This is a genomic window from Clostridium beijerinckii (assembly GCF_008705175.1).
Lineage (GTDB): Bacteria > Bacillota > Clostridia > Clostridiales > Clostridiaceae > Clostridium > Clostridium beijerinckii.
Genome location: NZ_CP043998.1, coordinates 1,132,787 through 1,150,583 on the forward strand (window position 1 = coordinate 1,132,787; position 17,797 = coordinate 1,150,583).

General features: G+C 28.5%; 14 protein-coding genes. 12 read left to right on the forward strand and 2 right to left on the reverse strand.

Translation table 11 applies throughout. The annotated features are described in order from the left end of the window. The first annotated feature begins 215 nt into the window (after nt 1-215). From F3K33_RS05165 to F3K33_RS05205, 9 genes are all read left to right on the forward strand, one after another. Nucleotides 216-785 carry a 50S ribosomal protein L25 gene (locus tag F3K33_RS05165; protein ID WP_039769806.1) on the forward strand — a complete coding sequence of 190 codons (570 nt, stop codon included), beginning with the start codon at nt 216-218 and terminating at the stop codon, nt 783-785. A 311-nt stretch (nt 786-1,096) separates the two neighbouring features. Beyond that, a complete protein-coding gene (locus F3K33_RS05170; protein ID WP_017212720.1) occupies nt 1,097-2,824 on the forward strand; it encodes a phospho-sugar mutase in 1,728 nt (575 codons plus the stop codon). A gap of 749 nt (nt 2,825-3,573) precedes the next feature. Then, entirely contained in the window at nt 3,574-4,674 is a 1,101-nt protein-coding gene (locus F3K33_RS05175; protein ID WP_023975253.1) for a tetratricopeptide repeat protein, read from the forward strand. A gap of 121 nt (nt 4,675-4,795) precedes the next feature. Continuing rightward, entirely contained in the window at nt 4,796-5,521 is a 726-nt protein-coding gene (locus F3K33_RS05180; RefSeq protein WP_023975252.1) for a WecB/TagA/CpsF family glycosyltransferase, read from the forward strand. A 44-nt stretch (nt 5,522-5,565) separates the two neighbouring features. Beyond that, nucleotides 5,566-7,092: a murein biosynthesis integral membrane protein MurJ gene (gene murJ, locus F3K33_RS05185; protein ID WP_039769809.1), complete on the forward strand. Its 1,527-nt coding sequence runs from the start codon at nt 5,566-5,568 to the stop codon at nt 7,090-7,092. Between the two features lie 11 nt (nt 7,093-7,103). Then, a complete protein-coding gene (locus F3K33_RS05190; RefSeq protein ID WP_023975250.1) occupies nt 7,104-8,393 on the forward strand; it encodes a glycosyltransferase family protein in 1,290 nt (429 codons plus the stop codon). After that, a complete protein-coding gene (locus tag F3K33_RS05195; RefSeq protein ID WP_023975249.1) occupies nt 8,394-9,557 on the forward strand; it encodes a glycosyltransferase in 1,164 nt (387 codons plus the stop codon). It abuts the gene before it with no gap. After that, nucleotides 9,541-10,764, forward strand: a complete 1,224-nt coding sequence (locus F3K33_RS05200) for an O-antigen ligase family protein (RefSeq protein WP_023975248.1) — start codon at nt 9,541-9,543, stop codon at nt 10,762-10,764. The genes F3K33_RS05195 and F3K33_RS05200 overlap by 17 nt, the downstream gene beginning before the upstream one ends. Before the next feature lie 56 nt (nt 10,765-10,820). Further along, nucleotides 10,821-11,471 carry a cyclodeaminase/cyclohydrolase family protein gene (locus F3K33_RS05205; protein ID WP_039769811.1) on the forward strand — a complete coding sequence of 217 codons (651 nt, stop codon included), beginning with the start codon at nt 10,821-10,823 and terminating at the stop codon, nt 11,469-11,471. A 75-nt stretch (nt 11,472-11,546) separates the two neighbouring features. On the opposite strand, the gene F3K33_RS26270 is transcribed toward F3K33_RS05205, so the two are convergent. Continuing rightward, nucleotides 11,547-11,699 (reverse strand): clostri-philic family protein, encoded by a 153-nt coding sequence (locus F3K33_RS26270; protein WP_011968334.1) that lies wholly within the window; start codon nt 11,697-11,699, stop codon nt 11,547-11,549. A gap of 458 nt (nt 11,700-12,157) precedes the next feature. On the opposite strand from F3K33_RS26270, the gene F3K33_RS05210 reads away from it, so the two are divergent. Continuing rightward, on the forward strand, nt 12,158-12,655 hold the full coding sequence (locus tag F3K33_RS05210) for a hypothetical protein (RefSeq protein ID WP_039769813.1): 498 nt from the start codon (nt 12,158-12,160) through the stop codon (nt 12,653-12,655). Between the two features lie 255 nt (nt 12,656-12,910). Here F3K33_RS05210 and pdaA read toward each other — a convergent pair whose 3' ends face one another. Then, nucleotides 12,911-13,798: a delta-lactam-biosynthetic de-N-acetylase gene (gene pdaA / locus F3K33_RS05215; RefSeq protein ID WP_011968336.1), complete on the reverse strand. Its 888-nt coding sequence runs from the start codon at nt 13,796-13,798 to the stop codon at nt 12,911-12,913. Nucleotides 13,799-14,358: 560 nt separating this feature from the next. Here pdaA and ychF point away from each other — a divergent pair. Then, a complete protein-coding gene (gene ychF / locus F3K33_RS05220) occupies nt 14,359-15,456 on the forward strand; it encodes a redox-regulated ATPase YchF (RefSeq protein WP_011968337.1) in 1,098 nt (365 codons plus the stop codon). A gap of 453 nt (nt 15,457-15,909) precedes the next feature. Then, complete coding sequence (locus F3K33_RS05225) at nt 15,910-17,730, forward strand: tetratricopeptide repeat protein (RefSeq protein WP_039769815.1); 1,821 nt, start codon at nt 15,910-15,912, stop codon at nt 17,728-17,730. Nucleotides 17,731-17,797: the final 67 nt, after the last annotated feature.

A 17,797-nucleotide genomic window follows, 5' to 3' on the forward strand; every position in this document is an offset into this window, starting at 1 on the left:
CAATAAATATTAGAGGCGATTTTAAATGTTTAATTGTAAGTCTAACTTGATTTTATCTTTTCATAATTCTTCAGATAAAATTAATATTAGAAAAACTATTAGACCTTGTAAATGCAATAGGCCTATTTATTTTATTCCAACGTGAATGTGTACTTTTAAAATATGAATTAGATAATTATAAGAAAATGAAAATTAATTTTTAGGAGGTACTTATAATGGAGGAATTAAATTTAACTAAAAGAATAAAAACAGCTAGCCATGGTGCTAGAAAGGTAAGAAGAAAAGGCAAGATTCCAGGTGTGATTTATGGAAAAGAAATAGGAAATGAAATATTTACTTTAGATGAATCAGCATTACTAAAAGAAATCTCGGCTAGTGGAGAGCATGGAATAGTAAAATTTAATCTTGATGGAAGGAAAGGAAACGCTGTAATTAAGGAAATTCAAAGGAATGCTTTGGGAAATAAAGCAATTCATGTTGATTTTGAAGAAGTAGCAGCAAATGATATAATGCATACTGAAGTCTTAATTAAGATTGTTGGTAAAGGCATTTTAGAAAGCAAAGGATTAATATTACAAACTCAAAGAGATTTAGTAAAAGTATCTTGTAAAGCAAAAGATTTACCAAAGGATGTTGAATTAGATGTTTCTAATGGACAAGCCGGGACAGTTTATACTTTTAAAGATCTAAAATTTGCTGAAGGAATTGAAGTTTTAGATGATTTATCAACGGTTATAGGATCAATAAGTGAAGAAGAAAAGGCTAAGGAAGAAGGAACAGAATAGAATTATAGATAAACAGAGTTAGATTTTAAATATTATAATCAACCATTTTAATTGAGCATTAGATGGTTGATTTTTTGTTTTTTTAGAGTATATACAGTAATTTATAATTATTATGAAAAGGGATCTTGTTTCAAAGATATATTTTATGATAATTTTAATTATTGCAGTTAATATTATAGATTAGAAGGGAAAAGTGCTTGGCAAAGCATCCAGGTTTTTATATATGATGCAAAATATATAAAAGTGTTTTTATATTATGGATAAATATTGTATAATGTATAGGAGAAAAAACACAGAGAGGGGATCAGAAAATGAATTATAAGGAAAAGTATAACGTGTGGATTAACTCTGACTTTATTAATGAGGAAACTAAGAATGAATTAAAGAGCATATCTGACGAAAAGGAGATTGAAGATAGATTTTACCAAGATTTAGATTTTGGAACTGGTGGATTAAGAGGGGTAATAGGTGCAGGAAGCAATAGAATGAATATATATACTGTTGCTCAAGCTACTCAAGGATTTGCTAATTACTTAAATGATAATTTTAAAGATCCTTCAGTTGCAATTGCATATGATTCAAGAAATATGTCTAAGGAATTTGCAAAAGCAGCTGCACTTAACTTATGTGCAAATAATATAAAAGTATATTTATATGAAAATTTAAGACCAACTCCTGTATTGTCTTTTACAGTTAGAGAATTAAAATGTTGTGGTGGTATAGTAATTACTGCATCTCACAACCCTAAGATTTATAATGGGTATAAAGTTTATGATGAATTTGGCGGCCAAGTAACAGACGAAAAAGCAAAAATGATAATTAACTCTGTTAAAGCGGTAGATGATTTCTCAAAAATTAAGAGTATTGATGAAAATGTTGCCTTAGAGAAAGGGCTATTAAAATATATTGGAGAAGATGTAGATAAGGTTTACTACGAAAAAGTTAAAGGCTTGACTATAAGAACAGATTTAGTTAAGGAAAAGGCCAGCAATTTAAATGTAATATATACTCCTATTCATGGTTCTGGTAATGTTCCAGTAAGAACCGTATTAAAAGAATTAGGCTATAGTAATGTTAAAGTTGTTAAGGAACAAGAAGCACCAGATGGAAATTTCCCAACAGCATCATATCCTAATCCAGAAAATCCTGATGTATTTGAATTAGCATTAAAGATGGCTAAAACAGAAAATCCAGATATAATTTTTGGAACTGATCCAGACTGCGATAGAATAGGTCTTGTAGCTAAAGATAGCACTGGAGAATACAAGGTATTGACTGGTAACCAAACAGGATTACTATTAACTAATTATATATTAAGTTCAATGAAAGAAACTAATAAATTGCCACAGAATGGTGTTATAATTAAAACAATAGTAACAACAGAAGGTGCTAGAAGTATTGCTGAAGATTTTGATATTGAACTTATGGATGTATTAACAGGATTTAAGTACATTGGAGAAAAGATAAGAGAATTTGAAGATGCAGGAGATAGAGACTATATCTTCGGATTTGAAGAAAGCTATGGATATCTTGCTGGAAGCTTTGTACGTGATAAAGATGCTGTTATTGCAGCAATGTTAGTATGTGAAATGTGCCTATATTATAAAGAACAAGGAAAGAGTCTTTACGATGCATTAATAGATTTATATGAAAAGTATGGATATTTTAAAGAAACTCTTGTATCATTAGAATTAAAAGGAAAAGAAGGCCAAGAAAAGATAGCAAACTGCATTGAAGCATTAAGAAATAATCCAGTAAGTGAAGTTAACGGTGTGAAAATCATTACAAGATTAGATTACAAATTAAGTGTTGAGGAAAACACTGTAAATAACACTAAGGCTCCTATTGACTTACCTAAGTCAAATGTATTAAAGTACATCTTAGAAGATGGTTCATATTTTGTAGTAAGGCCATCAGGAACAGAGCCAAAGATGAAAGTTTATTTAGCAGTTAAGAGCAACAGCTTAGACAATGCTGAGAAAGATATTGCTACATTTAAAGAAAAAGTAATGGAAATAATTAATTCACAATTAAGCTAAGTTTCCATAAGTGGAGAGCCAAAATCTATGATTTTGTGTTGATCAGTTAAGCAGACATCTAAATCCGCGATTTGATGATGGCCGCTTACTCTGTGAGTACTCAGCGAACGAATGTGAGTCGAGTTTCCTTATAAATTGCTATCATCTTTTGGTGATAGCAATTTCTTTAATTATGAAATCAAAAAGTGAATGTCTACCAATTATTATTAATGAATACTTAAACAATTAATAAAATTAATGTATACTGAACAATTAAGAAATAAATGCCTTTAAGAAGTTTATAGAATTGTATTATTACAAATTTCCTGGGAAATCTGCTCAATAATTGTGCATTCTTAATTTTAGAATTATAAATTGATTAAGTATTGATAATGATAATTAAATATTTTACTTGTTAGGTAAACATATTTACTAGATCTTTAACATATAACTTAGACTTATTAGATGAACATATTCACTAAGTTGCTAAAACTTTAAGTTCGTATCTTCACTAGAAATCATAAATATATTTGTGGAGAAAACATTTGAAAATGAGCTGTTAAAGGTTCTTAGCTGTAGGTTGTTCCATTTTAGCTTGTTAAACTGAAAGTTGGAGCATGCTAAAGTGGATACAACCAGCTGCTTAGAAGCTTCAACAATATTTTCATAGCTTTTCGGAACCAAAATATTTATGATTTTGATAAGCTACCATATAAAGTAAGTTCTAGAGTTGGATATCTATAAAGTGAGATTTAAACAAGAGGTGTAAAATGAGTAATTACAAGACAATGTATAAAGATAAATTAAGTAAATTATTATTTTTAGAAATGAATAAAGAAGGGTTTAAAAGAAGTCTAAATATACCAGAAGATGTTAACTTTAAGAATGATGATCTGTATTTGCCTATAAGCTCGGATTATGTTGTATCTAATGTTAACGATGAAGTTAAGTTAAGTAACCTGCCTATATATTACTTTGTTGAGGGTATATTTATTACTTTTGGAGCAGATAAAAATGTTAAATATAATGATGATTACGGAAAAATTCTATCTTATATACCAGATGCAGAAGAATGTGTGAAGAGTCTAATTGCGGATAGAATAAAGAAAAATAGATTAGAAGATGCTTATCTTCTGCTAAAAGGTCTTTATAGGTATACAAGAGAAGAAGAAATTTTAACTAGGCTTTTAGCGGTAGGAGAGACAATAAGAGAAAAAGATTCTGGATTTTCCGAAATTTTATTAGAGGATATTGAAGAATTTAAGGAAAAGTTTGAAAAATCTCCAGAACCACATCTTTATAATGCACTAATACTCAAAGATGATGGTGATTATAAAGGTGCAGAAGTGGAAATAAATGAGTATATAAATAAGGGTGGCAAAAAAACAGATGAAATTGATAAGATAATAGGCGATATTACTAATATAAGTCATTTTGAGAAAGCTGTTGAATATTTAAAAGACGAACCTAAGAAAGCAATAGAATTGTTATTACCACTAAGTGAAGAATTTAATGAAAATCCTTTAGTTTATTACTATCTAGGTGTTGGGTATAGAAGAATTGAAAACTATAATAAAGCTATTCATTACTTGAATAAAAGTCTTACTATAGAATCAGGAAGTCTTGAAACAGTTAATGAGCTTGGAATGAATTATGCTTGCATTGGTGAATATGAGGAAGCAATAAAATATTTTAGAAAAGCATTTGAAGCTTCTAAAGAAGTTGAAATTTGTACTAATATAGTAATGTGTTATATAAACTTAGGAGACAAAGAGCAAGCAAAAATTCATTTAGAACTTGCAAAGAAAATAGCTCCAGAAGATGATATAGTAGTAGAAATAGATCAAATGTTAAATAGAACCGTAAAATAAACATGGTGATGTATGTTTTCAATTTTGAATTTGGGTTAACATAGTTTTTTATTTGTTATTAACCCTTAATTACTAATTGTAAATTATATAGTGTGCATTGCCTAAGATTTAGGAGATAGATATGTTTACAAAAATACTTGATTTTAATATTTTTAATAGAGACAAAACTGCTTTAATGAACTATATTGAAAATTTTGAAAAGGTAAATATAATATCTGGAAATCCAGAAGTTCTCTTTAATGGATTAAATAGTCCTGTGCTTAAAAAGAATTTTGAAAGCGAAAGTTCTATTATTATACCTGATGGGGTTGGAACTGTTATTGCCTCGAAGATATTAAGAGAACCCGTTAAAGAAAAGATAGCAGGAATAGATGTCTTTAGAGAGATATTAATTAAAGCAAATTTAGAAGAAAGATCTATATATTTATTAGGTTCAAAAGAGGAAACTATTAAGAAATGTGTTGAAAATATAAAGAATGAGTTTCCTAAACTAAAGATATCTGGCTTTCATAATGGTTTTTTTGATTTAAATAACTGTAGTGATATAATTGAAGATGTAAAAAGTGGGAATCCATGGGCTGTTTTTGTTGCAATGGGTTCCCCAAGGCAAGAGATATTTATTGAAAAAATTATTGGAAATTCAAATGTGCATATTTTTATGGGTGTTGGTGGTGTTTTTGATATATTTGCAGGTGAGCTCAAAAGGGCACCCAAATGGATGATATCTCTAGGCTTAGAATGGTTATACAGAGTTGCGAAAGAACCTTTTAGAATAAAGAGATTAATGGCTATTCCTAAGTTTTTATTGTTAGTATTAAAATATAGGAATAAGCAGATTAGTGCTTAATAGAAAAGCTGAACATTATAACACAGAAATAAATAGGTGATTAAATGAAACAAAAAAGTAGCTTAATAAAATCTACATTTGTAATAATGATAGTATCATTGATTAGTAGATTTTTAGGTTTTGCCAGAGACATGCTTATTGCTAAAAATTTTGGTGCTGGAATATATACTGATGCTTATAATATTGCAGTGTCTATACCAGAAACAATATTTACTTTAGTTGGACTTGCAATTTCAACTGCATTTTTACCAATGCTTAGTAAAGTTCGAGCTGAAAAGGGACAAAAAGAGATGTACGATTTTGCAAACAATATAATAAACATACTTTTTATTATATCATTCTTTCTTTTTGTTATAACAAGCCTTTTTTCGAAAGAAATAGTCCATATACTGGGGCCAGCTGAGGAAACAGGACTAATTGCAATAAAGTTATTAAGGATTACACTTGTGAATATATTATTTTTATCGGTTAATGCATGTTTTACAGCATTATTACAAGTAAATGAAGATTTTGTAATTCCGTCCATTTTAGGATTGTTTTTTAATTTGCCTATGATATTATATTTATTGTTGTTTAGGAATTATGATATTTTAGGATTGACCATTGCCAATGTAATAGGAAATTTTTTCAGAGTAGCAGTTCAGGTACCATCGTTGATTACACACGAGTATAAATATAAACTTTTTATAAACTTTAAAGATGATAGATTAAAGGCGATTATGGTATTGATTCTTCCAGTAATTATTGGAGCAGGAGCGAACTCATTAAATATGGCTGTTGATCAGTATATTGCGTTGAAGCTGCCAGATGGTTCAGTCTCAGCTTTAAATTATGCGCAGAAGTTAATTGTTTTTATAAATGCAATTATAACGACATCAGTTACCAGCGTAGCATATCCTCTTATGGCTAATATGAGAAATAGAGGAGATGTGTCTGGGTTTTTAGAGATTTTAAAGAAATCAATCATATATTTATCTATATTATTAATTCCAATTAGTGTTGGAGTTATGATATTTAGTAGAGATATAATAACAATTGTATATGCTAGGGGTGAGTTTACTGGTTATGCAATAAATATTACAACACTTGCATTATTAGGGTATGGAGCAGGAATATTCTTTACAGGAGTAAGAGATATTTTAAATTCAACTTTATTCTCCAGTGGAAAGACAAAAGTAACAGCAATAAATGGTATAATTGGTGTTGTGATTAACATAATATTTAGCATAACTTTATCTAAGTATATAGGTATTATGGGAATAGCATTAGCTTCAGTTATAGCTATGATAGTAACATCGGTACTCTTATTTATAAATATAATTAAATTAGAAAAAAGCTTTAACATAACAGAGATATTAAAAAAAGTGAGTATAATAATAATGAATTCAATAATCATGGGAACGGCACTTTTAACGTTATTAATTTACTTCAAAAATAAATTTAATTCAATTGCAATCCTATTACTTGGAGCGAGTATTGGGGCAGCTATATATCTTGGTTTATGTTATTTATTCAAGGTTGAAGAACTAATGGAAATAAAAGAATTAATCTTAAAAAAGATAAAGAGATAGGAGGATGGTATATGAAGATATTATTTATTGCCTGCTATTCACCATTGATAAATAATTCAGCAGCTATTGAAACTTTACAATATCTAAATAAGTTAAGTGAGATTAATAATAATGAAGTACATCTTCTGACTGTTAATTTTCCTAAAGATTCAATATATTATGATGAAGTATTACGCTCTATGATGAATGATAAAATCAAAACGCATATTATTGATGGTGGACTTATCTTTAAAAAGTTTATGCCAAAAAATAGTGAAAGCTACAATAATTCGCCTTCAAAAATAGGAAATACTAATAGAAGAAAAGTGTTACGGAAAATAAAAAATGCATTAGCGATACCAGATATGTATTATTCATGGGCAAGGAAAGCGGGAATATATGGTATAAAGCTAATGGAAAAAGAAAAATTTGATGTTATATTTTCTATGCATGAGCCGCCATCTTCTCATTTATGTGCTTATTATATAAAAAAACATTATCCAAAGGTACCATGGATTACTTACTGGAGTGATCCATGGCTCAAAGATTCAACAAGAGAAAAATCTTTTATTGTAAAAAAGGTGTTAGAAAAGAATATGGAAAGAGATATTGTTAATCTGGCAGATAAATTTATATTTGTGACTGACGCTAATAGAGATGAATATTTAAAAGATTATAATATTTTAGATAATAGTAGGACTTTTATATTAAATAGAGGGTTTGATGCGAAATTATACGATAAATTATTACATGAAGAAACACCTAAGCTTATAAAGAAAGATAAACTTAACATAATCTATACAGGAGAAATATTTTCTAAACTTAGAGATATAAGACCTTTTGTAAAAGCGCTTGAAGAAATAAAAACAGAGAACTTGGAAATATATAATCAGTTAAATGTATTGTTTTTTGGAAATATAGATGATATAGAAGCTAGGAAGAAACTTCAAAACTTGGAGATTGCGAATGTATCTCCTAGAATACCATTTGATGAGGCACTTAAATACATGTTAAATGGAGAGGTTTTACTCTTATTTGGTAATAAAAACTCAAAGCAAATACCGGCTAAGATTTATGACTATTTTGGGGCAAAGGGTAGGATATTTGTTATTTATGGGGATAAAGATGATCCGATTAAAAGAGTGGTAGAAAATCATAGAAAATGTGTTGTAACTGAGAATAATAGTAAAGAAATAAAAAATCATATCTATAAATTAATAGAAATTCATAAAAATAATGAGATATATTGTGAACCAGATGTTAATTATGAATGGAATTCAATTGTGGAAAGGCTAAACAATATATTAGAAGGAAGTGAATAAATGCACATAATGGTTATTCCATCTTGGTATTCATCTCCAAGAAACGAGGTTCATGGAAGTTTTTTTAAGGAACAGTTTAAAGCTCTTTCAAATAATGGAGAGAAGATTACTGTTGCATACAATGAAATTTGGCCTATTACTATGTTTGGAAAAATTCATGAAAAGAGAGGCATAAATTTTAATATAGAAGATAACCTTAGAACTTATAGATATAAAGATTATAATTATTTACCTAAAAGTCCATTAATGTTTAAGAGTTTCAATAAAAGAATGGATAAGATGTACCAAGAAATTGTTAAAAATGAAGGAAAGGTTGATATTATCCATGCTCATTCAGCTTTTTGGGGGGGGATAGCTGCTTCATATATAAGTGAGAAATATAATGTTCCATTAGTATTAACAGAACATTCATCTCTTAAGTATGCAAAGTATGCTAGAGAAAGTTATAAAAAATATATTTACAATGCTTATGAGAATTCGGATTATTTGATTGCGGTTGGGTCTGGATTAAAAAGAGAAATTCAAGAATATGTAAATAAACCTATCGAAGTTATTCACAACATGGTAGATTTGAATATATTTTCTGTGGATGAGAATATTAAAAAGAGTACCAATATGGATGAAGGTTTTAAATTTTTTTCATGTGCTTTTCTTGAAGAAGGAAAGGGAATTGAATGTTTAATTAAAGCTTTTTCTAGAGCTTTCAAAAATGAAAATGTAAGCTTAAGAATTGGTGGAGACGGAACCCTTAAACTATCATTGGAATCACTTATTAAAGAATTGAATATTGAAAAGCAGGTAATACTTCTAGGAGCTTTATCGAGGGAGGAAGTTTCGAAGGAAATGAAGGAATGTGATGCATTTGCATTACCATCTGAACATGAGACATTTGGTGTTGTATATATTGAAGCACTTGCATGTGGAAAGCCAGTAATTGGAGCTGATAACGGTGGCGCAGAAGATATTATAAAAGAAGATAATGGAATAATAGCTAAAAAGAATGATGTGGAGGATTTAGCCGAAGCATTAAAAAAAATAAAAGAAAATCATAAAATGTATGATAAATATAAAATTAGAGAACAAACAATTTTTAGCTATTCAGAAAAAGTATTAGTTGAAAAGCTAAAAGGAGTGTATAAAAAAGTATATGAGAGAAGCAATTAAAAATATATATGATTTTTTAGATAACAAATTTTATTTTAAGTTATTGTACTTATTTGTAAGTCTAACATTTGTAACTATGCTCAAAGATGTACCAGGAATAAAAATTCTAAGTAATATAACACTAGCTTGGGGTATGCTCTTAATTTTATTCATGGTTATTGAAGGATATAAGAGAAGAAAAATTTATAAATTTGATATTCCACTGGCATTATTTATGATAGTGACTTTAATATTTAACATTTTTATTTATAGAAGTGGTGATAATATTAAAGTTTGGATAGTTAATTTAATTATATTTGTAGTAATATTTGCAGTTGATGTATTTAAATCAAAAAAGAAGCTTATTAAAGAGATGAACATAATTACTTATTCTTATGTAATATTTATGATGGTTGCTTCTATTATATCACTGGTAATGAGATATTCGGGAATAAATATAGAAATCGGACAAGTGGTGTTTGGAAATACAAAAGGGGTTTTTGAAAATGAAAATGCTCTTTCTATAGCAACTTCATTAGCTATAGTTATGTGCGTGTATCTTAATTATATATCAAGAAGTCACAAGCCCAAGATGTTCTGGATGGGAAATATAATATTGCAGGCAGTAACTATGATTGGTTCACATGGAAGAAGTGCATATTTGGTAATAATAGCTGTGATATATCTATCAATATTTATATACAGTAAAAATAAATATATTAGAGCAGCACTTGTTTTAATACCAATACTTTTTTGTGGAGTATTTTTTGAAATGGTTAAAAGTCATTTGGAGGCTTTTACAACAGAGAGGAATATTATTTGGACTTCAGCATCAGTTGTAATAGAAAAAAATCCTTTGACCGGTGTAGGAAATAGTAATCTTATAGAGGCGGTTAGAAATGCAAGAATAGGAAGTTATTTACCTGGAATTGAACTTGGAGGAATGCATAATATATATGTGCAAATAGCTGCGGTAAATGGAGTTATTTCGTTACTCTTATTTCTAATGTTCATAGGAATGATCTTGATGTTTATAATACAACATCTAGATAAGTTAAACAGAAGAGAAAAAAACCAGATGACAATAATAACTTCGATTATAGCAGGTATTCTTGCAGTAAACTTATTTGAAAGTGTATTAGTATATACAATAAGTTTTATTTCAATGATATTTTGGATATACTTAGGGTATCTAGTATCGATTCTAGATAATAAAAATATAGATTAGGTATAAGCAATAAGGAATATAAAAAAATACGACTATAGATAGGGGGAAAATATTATATGAAATTTTGTGACGAAACTATAAAACAATTTTTAGGTGAATTAGAATCAGATTTGCCAGCTCCAGGTGGCGGAAGTGTAGCGGGTCTTATTGCGGCATTATCTGGTGCATTGAATTCTATGGTTTATTCTCTGACAGTAGACAAAAAAGCATATATGAGTCTTCAAGAGGATGAAAAAGAAAGTATAATAAAATTTCAAAAGGAATCTAAAGAGTTCACTGTAAGGAACTTAGAACTTATGGAAGAAGATAGAGAGAACTTTTTGAAGTTAATGGATTCTTATAAGTTGCCTAAAGATATTGAAGAAGAAAAAGAAAAGAGAAAATTGGCGATAAAAGAGAATACTATAAAGTCTATGGAAGCGCCTTTAATTTTAGCTAGAGAAAGCTTAGGATTTTATAAGAACCTTAATGTTATGGCGCAGTATGGAAATAAGATGTTGCTATCAGATTTAGCAATTTCAGCAATTCTACTACATTGTGCGATAGAAAGTTCCATAATAAATGTTAAAGTAAATTTAAATGGGCTTAGAAATGAAGAATTTTTTGAGAAACTTGATAGTGAATTAGATAGTATTATAGAAAAATCAGCTAAAGAAAAAGAATTGATTACAGAAACAGTAAATAAAATAATTTATCCTAAGATGTAGCAATGCAAAAGTGGTTAATTATAATAAGAGATACTTACTAAGAATTCAATTAAAGTAAGTATCTCTTATGTACTTTTATTCTACTGGTTCTCCATCAAAATTCTCGTATTCGGGCCTATTTTTTGGATCGCCCACATTATCTTGGTTAGCATGAAGTCTTCTTCTTCTTACACCTTTTTGCATTGGATTGCTTGATCCTGGTTTGTGTGGTCCATCTTTACGTGGCATATGATACACCTCCTTTTTTTATATTTTGTGCTCATATGAGGTTTTGATACGTTTAATTTTTTGGTGATTAAGGGATTAATAAATGACTAAGGAATAATATTAACAAGTATTGAAAAAGATTGCATATATAATGTATAATATTTATTAACATAAGATATATATATTGAATATAAAAAATATGTGTAATTTTGAATTAATTATATATTGTTATTTATTTTCTATATTATAGTCTTGGACTAAGACTTAGCTTATAATAATATTGAATGTGATTTATAGATAACAAATCTAAAGATTTAACTTATTAGCTAAACGTGTTTATAATTTTAGTAAGTTATAATATAAGTTTAAATTATATATTCTCAAACATATATAGATAAACCAATTATAAGCTATGTGCATAAGTTTAGGTCTAACTTAGTCTGTCTATATATTATAGTAATTTTAAGGAGGAATTAGCATTGGAAAACGCAAAATTTCCTATTGTGTTAAAGAAGAAAAATGGTGTAATGATAGGAGTTGCAATAATAGAGATAATTATAGGAATAATCTTTGGAGCGTTACAAGGAGGATTAAAAAGTGCTCCTATGTGGGTGCTTTTTTTTGCAGGAATAGTTACTGCACTTTCAGTTTTAGTGGAGTATAGTCAAGATATATTAATTAAAGAGGATGCAATAGAATTCTATAAAAACAATGATCTAATAAAATCGATTAAGTATAATAATATAAAAGCTATTCTTATAGGTAAAGGAAATGAGCCTAAAAATAAGAGAAAAGATTTTTTTATAATTAGCTTTTATAGAAATGATAAGAAGAAGAATAAAAATTCTGCAGAGGACACGTACTTAATTAATCCTATGTCGTATAGTGCAGAGGATTTTAGAGTAATAAAAAATATTATTGTATCAAAAAATTCTTCTGTTAAAGTGAGCGAAGATGTAAGTAAATTTATAAAATAATAATTATATAAAATAGCGTTTTAGGAGATACTTTTGAAAAGTTCTCTAACCAGTAATAATAAGTAAATGACTATAGATTAAAAAAATAAAAGTTAAAACATTTTAGTATGTAATTAAGATAAATTTAAAACACACTAAAATGATATAACTTTTATAATTGAATATCTATAGTTATTCTTGTTGTGAAAGCATTTAAGTGAATCTAACCATTGTATATAGTACTGGAATTGTTACTATACCTTATGGCTGGATTTACTATTCCGTAGGTAAATCATTAAGTGATTTGAATTCATAACCTTCCTTTTGAAGTGTTTTAATAACTGATGATAATACCTTTGTATTTGTGTTTGAGACAGCATGCAGAAGCATTATGGAACCTGGATGGGCGCCCTTGCATATCTTCTCTACAGCATAACTTTCTGAAGGCTGATTATTTACTAACCAATCTTTATAAGCAAAACTCCAGAATATAGTTTTATACCCTAAATCCTTTGTCATTGCTAATGATTTTTTGGAATACTTACCCATAGGTGGTCTAAAAAACTTAGGCATATCCTGACCAGTAAGTTCTTTAAAAGCATTCTCTACTCCAGTAAATTCTGCTTCAAATTTTTCTTTATCACGTATTTGAGCTATAGAAGGATGATGAACTGTGTGATTACCAACTACATGTCCTTCATCAACCATACGTTTTATTAGTTCTGGCTGAGTGTCTATGTATGGTTTGACAACAAAAAAGGCTGCAGGTACTTGGCATTCTTTTAATATATCTAAAATCTTTCCGGTATTACCATTTTCATATCCTTCATCAAAAGTAAGATATAGAACTTTTTTTGAGGTATCACCTAGGTAATAAGCAGAATTTTCTTTTAAGAAGCTGACAGATTCCTTCGGACCTTCTGCAATTTGATCTTTTCCTTTACCAACGTAATACCAGTTAAGTTCATCTTCATCACTAAAAGAAGAAAAAATATCTCTTATGTTATCAACATCTAAAATATCTCCAAAGACACCATCTTCTTGAAAACATTCATTTGAATCGGTATCATTATCACTTGCAGCAAGTGCAGGTTTTTGAGGAACAAGAGTAATTAGATTCATTGCTAAAGAAAGAGCAATTAAAGATTTTATAGACTTATTCATTTTCTCACCTTCAATCTTAAAAATTTACATATTTAATTCAGATTTATCCAAGAAAAATATAAAGTGAATATTAGTTGAACTTTATCTAGAGTCATGCTATCGTTATCTTCTACTTGAAGAAATGGTGATGTTACAGTAGCTATAGATAAGATAAAATTCAATTGAAGACATTGAATAAATGCTTAACCAAGTATAGTATTTGAATATTGGGTAGGAATAACCGTGGTAAATTATATATAATTTTAGTCCAAAAGGAATACTTGCACATATGTCGCTTATTAGGTAAATCATATAATTATTTAAACTTAAGTTTATGAGGGATTAAACATTTATAATATAGATCTAATTAGTTTTTTTGCATTACTATTAAGTGCAGTATCTTAGTATATAATTTTTCAATAGTAATTGATTATTACAGATGCCTGAATATGCCTTTTGTGATAATATAAAGTTGAAATAAAAAAGGTTCTAGAGTATAATTTTTAAAGGTATATTAAAAGTTAAGGTATATTTTGAATATCTTTAAGTAAAAGTTCGATATAAGAAAGGAATGTACATAGATGAAATTAGGTATGGTAGGTTTACCGAACGTAGGTAAAAGTACGTTGTTTAATGCGATAACAAAAGCTGGAGCTGAATCAGCTAATTATCCATTCTGTACAATTGAGCCAAATGTTGGTGTAGTAAGTGTTCCAGATAAAAGATTAGATGTTTTAGAAAAAATGTATAATACAAAGAAAAAGGTATATACAGCAATAGAATTTTATGATATAGCAGGATTAGTTAAAGGAGCTTCAAAGGGTGAAGGTTTAGGAAATAAGTTCTTATCTCATATCAGAGAAGTTGCAGCAATTGTTCATGTTGTAAGATGTTTTGATGATGGAAATGTTGTTCATGTTGAAGGTTCTGTTGATCCTATAAGAGATATAGAAACTATAAATTTAGAATTAATTTTCTCAGACTTAGAAGTTTTAGAGAGAAGAATGGAAAAATCTATAAAGCTTGCAAGATCTGGTGATAAGACTGCTAAATTTGAATATGGAGTAATGGAAAGAATTAAAGAACATTTAGAAGCAAACAAACCAGTTAGAACTTTAGAAGTTACTGATGAAGAAGAAGCTTTTATAAAGAGCTTATTCTTAATTACTTCAAAGCCAGTTCTATATGCTTGTAACATCTCTGAGGATGATGTTATGGAAGGTAATTTTGATAATGATTATGTTAAAAGAGTTAAGGAATATGCAGTTAGTGAAAATTCGGAAGTTATGGTTGTAAGTGCTAAAATTGAAGAAGAATTATCAGGTCTTGATGATGAAGAAAAAGCTGAAATGTTAGGTGAATATGGTTTGGATGAATCAGGATTAGATAAATTAATTGAAGCTAGCTACAAATTACTTGGGCTTATGAGTTTCTTAACAGCCGGAGTACAAGAAGTAAGAGCTTGGACAATCAAAAGAGGAACTAAAGCACCAGCAGCGGCAGGTAAGATTCACTCTGATATCGAAAGAGGATTCATAAGAGCAGAAGTGGTTTCTTATAATGATTTAGTTGAATGTGGTTCAGAAGCTGCAGCTAAGGAAAAAGGTAAGTTTAGACTAGAAGGAAAAGATTATATAATGCAAGATGGAGATGTTGTTAATTTTAGATTTAATGTATAATTATCTAAAAAATAATGTTTGCAGTGCTAAAAAAGAGCAGGATTAAGATCTTGCTCTTTTTAGCAATAAGGAAAGTATAAAAAGATTTGGGCTGCAAATACACTTGTTTCAGTGCTTTAAGTAGTATGAGTGCATTTAAATGCCGCTAATTTGATTTTTTATAAGAAGGATTTATAAGGCACGAAGGACTTAAACTAGATAGAATTTGAATTAAAATTGTTTGATATTCAAAATAAGGATATGGGAATATTTAAAGGCAGAAAATTTAATTCTATTTATATTGAGAATTTTAATCTAGAAATTTACTGATTTAAAATGTAAAAGTTTTAATATATTTATGAATATATAGTTACAATTTAATGAATGTTAGTCAAAAAGTAGATTTTTATATCAAAGTTTGTTAAAATAGAGGACAAGTATGAATTGATTATAAAAGTAAGGTGTGATTTATTCGTGAAGAAATCAGTTATAGAGTATATAAGCGATTTTAAAAATAGCAAATATTTTACGTACATAAATGATTTGAAAAAAAGTAAGTATTTTAAATACATAAGCGACTTCAAGAAAGACAGATATTTTACTCCACCTGTAATTATAGTAATTTGCCTGAGCGCGGTTATGATAACTAATGTAATCTCTAAATCTAGAATTGAGTCATCAAAAGATAAGCTTACTATTGCAGCTAATAGTGCTGAAGAGGATTTTTATAATGATAAGTATGATGCTGCAATTGAAGAATATAATAAGTATCAAGAACAAGAAAAAGATGAATGGCCAATATGGAATTTAAAAATTGCAGAAATTTATTCTGTAAAAGGAGATTTCGCAGATTCGAATGAACTTCTTACAAAAGTTTATTTAGCTAGAAACAAGATAGTTGATGGTAAGAAGCAAAAAAATATAGATAATTTTGAGTCTAAAGATAGAGAACTTACAAATTATATAGTGTTTACGTCTTTTATGAACGGAGATTATGATAAGGCTTTGCAATATGGTGAATTGTTTTTGATGGATTATCCAACAGATAAGAGTTTGTTAAAAACAATGTTTACTGTTTATATGGCAAATGACAAGAAAGATAAAATGAAAGAAATAATTGATAATTATCCAAGAGATGATGAAAATGCATCTGATCTGGCAGATTTAGCTAGAATGAATATGATGATGAATAATTTAGATGAAGGGCTTTTATTATTAAAAGATGCATGGCATAAAGATAAAAATGAAGTTAAAGTTTTTGATGTAATAACGCAAATTGCAGAATATAATAAGAATGACATTTTAAATAAGATTACAGCACTTGAGAAAAAAGATTCAGGTGAACTTGCATATAAGATGTGGCAGGCAGAGATTTACTCTAAAGATAAGGAATCGGCTGAAAAAGCTAATAATTTAATTAGTGAGTTAGAAGGTAAAGATGTTGGAAGTATAAATTTAGCACTTATTAAATCTAACACATATCAGAATTTAGGTGAATCAGAAAAAGCAAGAGATGTTATAAATGAAATGATAAAGAGTGATCCAAACTCATTTATAGGATATCACGCAATGTCATTGGAAGATTATAGTGATGAAAATTATGATGATGCACTTAAGAATTGCGAAAAGAGTATATCTTTAAACAAAGACTATGCAGATAACTATGGATTCTTGATGCCAGAGATAATGGAAAAACAAGATAAGAGTGAAAATGCAGAGCCGTATTTTAGAACTGCTTTATATAAGGAACCTTTTAATTATAATATATTAATTAAATTAGCAGAGTATTATGGAAATACAGTTAAGGATAGTTCTAGAGGATTATATTATTATACCTTAGCATCTAAAATGAATCCTAATGATGCAGAAGTATATTATAATATGGCATTAATTAAAGTAGCAAATCAAAGACAAGACGAAGCTATAGATTTATTGAAAAAGAGTATAGCAATAAATTCAAAAGAAATTAAATATCATAGGGCGCTAGGAACTGTGTATTTAAATAAAGAAAAAGGTGATGATGCTCTTAAGGAAATAAGAGCGGCATATGCTATTGATAAAAATGATATACTAACGCTAAATAATGCTGGATGTTATTATGTAGCTATAGAAGGAGATTTAAGTAGAGGGCTAGTTAATTTTAAGGCAGCATATGATGGTATAAATGATAAAACAAGCGAAGAGGATAAAGATACAATAAGCGAAAATTATAATAGAGTAAGGAATTTATCTGATGCATATAATAAAAGAAACGGGGCAACATTAAAAATACCAGATTTAAAATTATTTTATTAAGATAATTATTTATATAATATAAACTTGCAAACAAGTATAAAATAGTCATTTGATAGGGGGAGAGTAG